The organism is Methanosaeta sp. UBA458 (genome assembly GCF_002496085.1).
Taxonomy (GTDB): Archaea; Halobacteriota; Methanosarcinia; order Methanotrichales; family Methanotrichaceae; genus Methanothrix; species Methanothrix soehngenii.
The window spans coordinates 1-4673 of record NZ_DAIK01000057.1 but is presented as its reverse complement, the minus strand read 5'-3'; the positions used below and the strand labels follow the sequence as shown (position 1 = coordinate 4673).

Sequence of the window (4673 nt, the reverse complement as noted above, 5' to 3'; positions counted from 1 at the left end):
ACTTGTTAATCCATTGAATACATCTCAGATGTGCTCTTGCTGTGGTCAAATAGTCAAAAAGGATCTATCCGTCAGAGTCCATAGTTGTCCCTATTGTGGATTGTCGATGGACAGAGACCTTAATGCAGCCAAGAACATTCTCAGACTGGGGCTACAGTCTGTGGCGAAAGCCTAGATGCCCGCCAATTCATTGGCGGGAGTGGTCACGAGCAGCGTCCGACTATCAACCTTTTCGCAGGGCAGCAGATGCTTGAAACATCTCCCTGTACTCCGCATACCTGCCGGAAAAAGCCGGATAAGTGAAGCTCATGCCGTATTTGCCCAGCATTACTGACAGGGGCTTTGCCCTTTGAAAGTCCATGCTTCCATCAGCATCAAAGAACCGTTCATCAACCTCCAGGTGCACCACCTTGCCGATGATGAGAACGAAATTCTCCCGGACCAGCTCCTCTTCTAAAACGCACTCAGCCCAGGCCAGGCAGCCCTCGATTCCAGGAGCCTTGACTTTTGTGGACGGGTGGGGCTCAAGTCCCGCTTCTAAGAACTCATCCACCTCGGGAGGATAGCTTCTGGCGCAGATCATAATCGCATCCTCCATGCCCATCTGCGGGATATTCACCACAAACTCTCCCGTCCGGCGGATGTTCTCCAGGGTTTCGCGCTTGATCCAGGACGCGAGGATGACCTCCTCCAGGGGGCGCAGAATGGGCGTGAAATTTGACCAGGGAGCAGCATTTCTCACTCTGTCTTGGGATAAAGTCGAAATCAGTACTACTGGTAGTGGAATGATATTCTCCCTTTGATTGGGTTTCAAGATCATGACAATCTCCTGCAACATTCTCTCTTTATTTTCAATTCCTCGGATAAAAAAGGCGAGCAAATTTCCGCGCGCTCGCCTCCTGAGTTTCGTATCACTTTACAAAAGACAACTTGTTTTGGGCGATAGGTATGCCGTTGGCGACTCCCAGCTTGGTGTAGTACATATCCGCCTTGCCATCATGAACCCAGTACGAATCTGAATAGTAAAGGGGCAAGGCGGGCAGATCCTGTGCATAGACCTTCTGAACCTCGTTTACCAACTCTTTCCGCTTGACAGGATCCATCTCAGAGACCTCCTGATCCAGAAGATCGTTAAGCTTCCGGTTCTCAATGTACCGGGCGCTGTTAAAGGTATATCCCTCGCCTATGATCCTATTCAGGATTTCAGGGTCGCCACCCATTCCACCATGGCTGTTCAAAGCCAGGTCGAAATTCCACTCGCCAACCAGACTGTCCAGTGTCTTGGAGTCAACACTTCGCAAGGTTACCTTGAATCCGGCCTGCTCCAGCTGCTGCTTAATCATCTCTCCGGCGCGTTCATTCGTTGCAGTGACCAGCATCTCCATCTCCAGGGCCTCCTCGTCCTTGGAGAAGTATTGACCGTCTTTGGAGTAGCCTAGGGCGAGCATCAGCTCCTCAGTCTTTGTCGGGTCATATTTGTACTCCTCCACATCGGGATTATACCATTCACTGTCCAGGGCAAAGAGACCGGAGCTGGCGATGATGCCGTAGCCGCGAAGAGCCGTATCCACCAGAGCCTGCCTATCAATGGCATAATAAAGGGCCTGTCTTAACCTGGCATCGGAGAAGGGCTCATTCTTGTGGTTGACCATGATCTTGGTGATGCCGTCGTGGGATCCCTTCAGAACCGTGAATCCTTTGTCCTTCAAGCTGTCCGCCATCTCGGGAGGAACGCTGGCCGCATCAACATCGCCGTTCTCCATAGCGGAGGCAGACATCTCACTGCTGACCTTTACGAACTTGAGCTGCTTCACTTTAGGTGCACCCAAGTAGTAGTCGTCAAAGGCTTCGTAAAGATACGTCCCCTGGGCTTTATCATAGTCCAAGAGCTTGTAGGGTCCGGTGCCAGTAATTGCTATGTCATCCTGAAACTCCTCTGGATTGCTCACGTCCTTATAAATATGCTCGGGGAGGATGGGAAGGGTTCCTGCCACCATATCTATAAAGGGGGCATATGATTTGTTAAGATAGAGCTTCACTGTATAATCGTCTAGCACCTCTGCACCCTTAACCGGCTCTGAATTGACCCACTGATAGGGATGTTCCTTGATGTAGTTGATGGTGAAGACCACATCCTTGGCGGTGAAGGGATCTCCATCATGCCAAGACACGTTCTTTCTCAGATTGAAGACATAAGCGTCATCTTCCAGTTGCCAGCTTTCAGCCAGAGCAGGAACGTAGCCGTTCTGGTCCTTCCAGACGAGGGTGTCGAAGATCATGCTCATCCTGACATATCCCGGCCCGCGCGAGTAGTGACCGTAGGGCGAAGGAAATCCCCAATCCCCGGTTGGGTCGGCGATGGTGAGCACATCTATCGTTTCATCGGCTGCTATTGATGTGCTGCATAATAGGAGCAGCAAGCCTGCGGCTGCAAATAAAGGCGAAAGGAGGAATTTCACAGGGTAACGCCACCTTTCAATGATTGCACCATTCTTTCTCAGCATCTTAATTTCTCCTATATTCTCGGGAATAGATTCTTATAGTAAAGAAAAAGTAGGCAGCCGCCGCAAGGCAGCTAACCTATGTGGCCGGTTTTCATTTTTTTTGTCTCACATCACGCCCGCAACCTTCAGAGGATGCATGCCGGCATTCTGGAGATTAGCCAGCTTGGCAGCATCCACCTTGAACTCCTTGAGGATGGTTATGAACGCCTCTGGATTATTTTCATATGGCATGAGGACGATGTCCTGGTATATTTTCGATCCCCAGGAGGGGCCTGTCCACTTTGGCAGATCCACAGCGCTGAAGTTGTAGGCCAGCACCAGTGCATCACCCTCTTTGGCAGTATCATTCCAGCGGATGTAGATCCCGGCGACGTTGGGCACTGCCTTCTTCTCGGCATCCGTCAGGGCCATCACAAACATGCCGCTCTTTCCTGGAGTGGCATCCCAGCGCATCTGGAATAGGTCCTCTTTGCACCAGTTGGGGCATGAGATGACTTTATAACTCTCGCTGCTATTGGTTATCGGCAGCTTCTCCTCGACAAACTCAGCGATATGAAGGCCGCTGGTGACCCCGGGGCAGAGATGGTCATGGAATGCAGTGGCCTGGAGGAAGTCATAGGATGCTCCCCTTGCCCAGACATTGGACATTGCCACAAGTCCGAACTCATTGCCGTTGAAGGCTTTATCGTTGAAGGTGACATTGCCCTCATCGGTATGGTTTTGCAGATATTCTATATCCACGTTGGCTTTTGATATCTTGCTGAATACCTGATCGTCCGGCAAGGCAAGAAACTCATCGAGACTCTTGCTCAGGGCCTCGGAGTTGGCCTCCAGATACACTGCTTCGCCGGTGGATTTATCGAAGAAGTAGAACCAGAGAGGCTTCCAGTGAGCGCGCAGAGGCCTGAAAAGGTTTCCATCGCCAATGCTGTTTCCGCTCTCATTTGTGATTCCCTTGATCGCGGCCTGAGATGTCTGGCCATCGACGATGGCATGCCCGGCATCGGTTAAAACCAGGACATTAGCATCTCCCTTCTCGAATCCCAGATCCTGCATTGCTTTCTGGGCAGCTTTGTCTCCCAGCGCTTCCATTAATGCATTGTCCGCCATGGCCAATCCCGGAACCAGGGCCAGGAGAAGGATCATGGTTATGGTTTGATAGCTCATTTTCATACGAATTCCTCTGATCTTATGCATTTGACATCAGTCTATTTAAGATTTCTCGTTAAATTCATAGCATAAATTGCGCAATGCTGGCTATTGGCCATCCTTCGCAGAGCTCGTTCAAGTATTGGCTAAACAAATCACATAAAGGATCATTAGTGGTTGATACGTATCTGATATTATTACCATATTGAAATCCATTTTCTACAGAAAAAGTTAATAAAGATTAAATCTAATCCATGATCTATTATGGTTAAACAATTACGATATCAAATAATTGTAATAAATTGTAAAAATGGAATGTTCAAAAGAGGTTGAAAAGAAGAGAGGGATGAAGATGAAGTGACAGCTGCAATTGATGCAAGAGGGCTCTCCAAGCTTTATAACGGCAAGATAAGGGCCCTGGACGGGTCGATCTGAGGGTAGAGGCAGCCAGAGTCTTCGCTTTTCTAGGTCCAAATGGCTCTGGTAAGACCACCTTGATGAGGATACTGCCCACCCAGATCAGGCCGACCTCGGGCCAGGCATACATCTTCGGCCTGGATACGATTCGGAATGGTCAAGAAATAAGAAGGATCATCGGCTATGTGCCTCAGGAGACCAGCGTCTGGCTGGATATCAGCGGATATGAGAATCCGTACTGACAAGCCCACATTGGATGACGTATTCCTCAAATACGCCGGTGCAGCCCATACTGTGGCTGGGCGTCTTCGGAACGATCATGGGTCGGGTCTATGCCATACCCATCGGCGGACTGCCCTATATCGATTACATCACCCCAGGGGTATTGCTTCAGTCCACCATATTCGTCTCTGTATTCTACGGCCTGACAATCGTCTGGGAGAGGGAGACTGGAATTTTAAAGAGGCTTCTTGTAGCCCCCACCTCCATTTATGCCACGGTCATCGGCCGGTCGGTGGCCTCCGGTGTGCGAGCGGTGGTCCAGGCCCTGATAATATTCCCCGTGGCCATACTGCTGGGGGGTGAACTCCTCCCACGGCCTAA

At 50.3% G+C, this 4673-nt stretch carries 6 protein-coding genes; 3 read left to right on the top strand and 3 right to left on the bottom strand.

Features of this window, described 5'->3' with window-relative positions; translation table 11 throughout:
- Positions 1–175, top strand: a 175-nt coding sequence (locus BP822_RS03885; protein ID WP_286877770.1) for a zinc ribbon domain-containing protein, incomplete at its 5' end; no start/stop codon positions are given.
- A gap of 48 nt (positions 176–223) precedes the next feature.
- Here BP822_RS03885 and BP822_RS03880 read toward each other — a convergent pair.
- From BP822_RS03880 to BP822_RS03870, 3 genes are all read right to left on the bottom strand, one after another.
- On the bottom strand, positions 224–820 hold the full coding sequence (locus BP822_RS03880) for a flavin reductase family protein (RefSeq protein ID WP_276620132.1): 597 nt from the start codon (positions 818–820) through the stop codon (positions 224–226).
- A gap of 91 nt (positions 821–911) precedes the next feature.
- A complete protein-coding gene (locus BP822_RS03875; RefSeq protein ID WP_273278971.1) occupies positions 912–2504 on the bottom strand; it encodes an ABC transporter substrate-binding protein in 1593 nt (530 codons plus the stop codon).
- 105 nt (positions 2505–2609) lie between these two features.
- Positions 2610–3677, bottom strand: a complete 1068-nt coding sequence (locus tag BP822_RS03870) for an FmdE family protein (RefSeq protein ID WP_273278973.1) — start codon at positions 3675–3677, stop codon at positions 2610–2612.
- A gap of 407 nt (positions 3678–4084) precedes the next feature.
- Here BP822_RS03870 and BP822_RS03865 point away from each other — a divergent pair, with 407 nt between their 5' ends.
- Positions 4085–4312, top strand: a complete 228-nt coding sequence (locus BP822_RS03865; protein WP_273279081.1) for an ATP-binding cassette domain-containing protein — start codon at positions 4085–4087, stop codon at positions 4310–4312.
- A 14-nt stretch (positions 4313–4326) separates the two neighbouring features.
- Positions 4327–4673 (top strand): ABC transporter permease (locus BP822_RS03860; protein ID WP_286877769.1); only part of this gene is annotated, 347 nt, incomplete at its 3' end.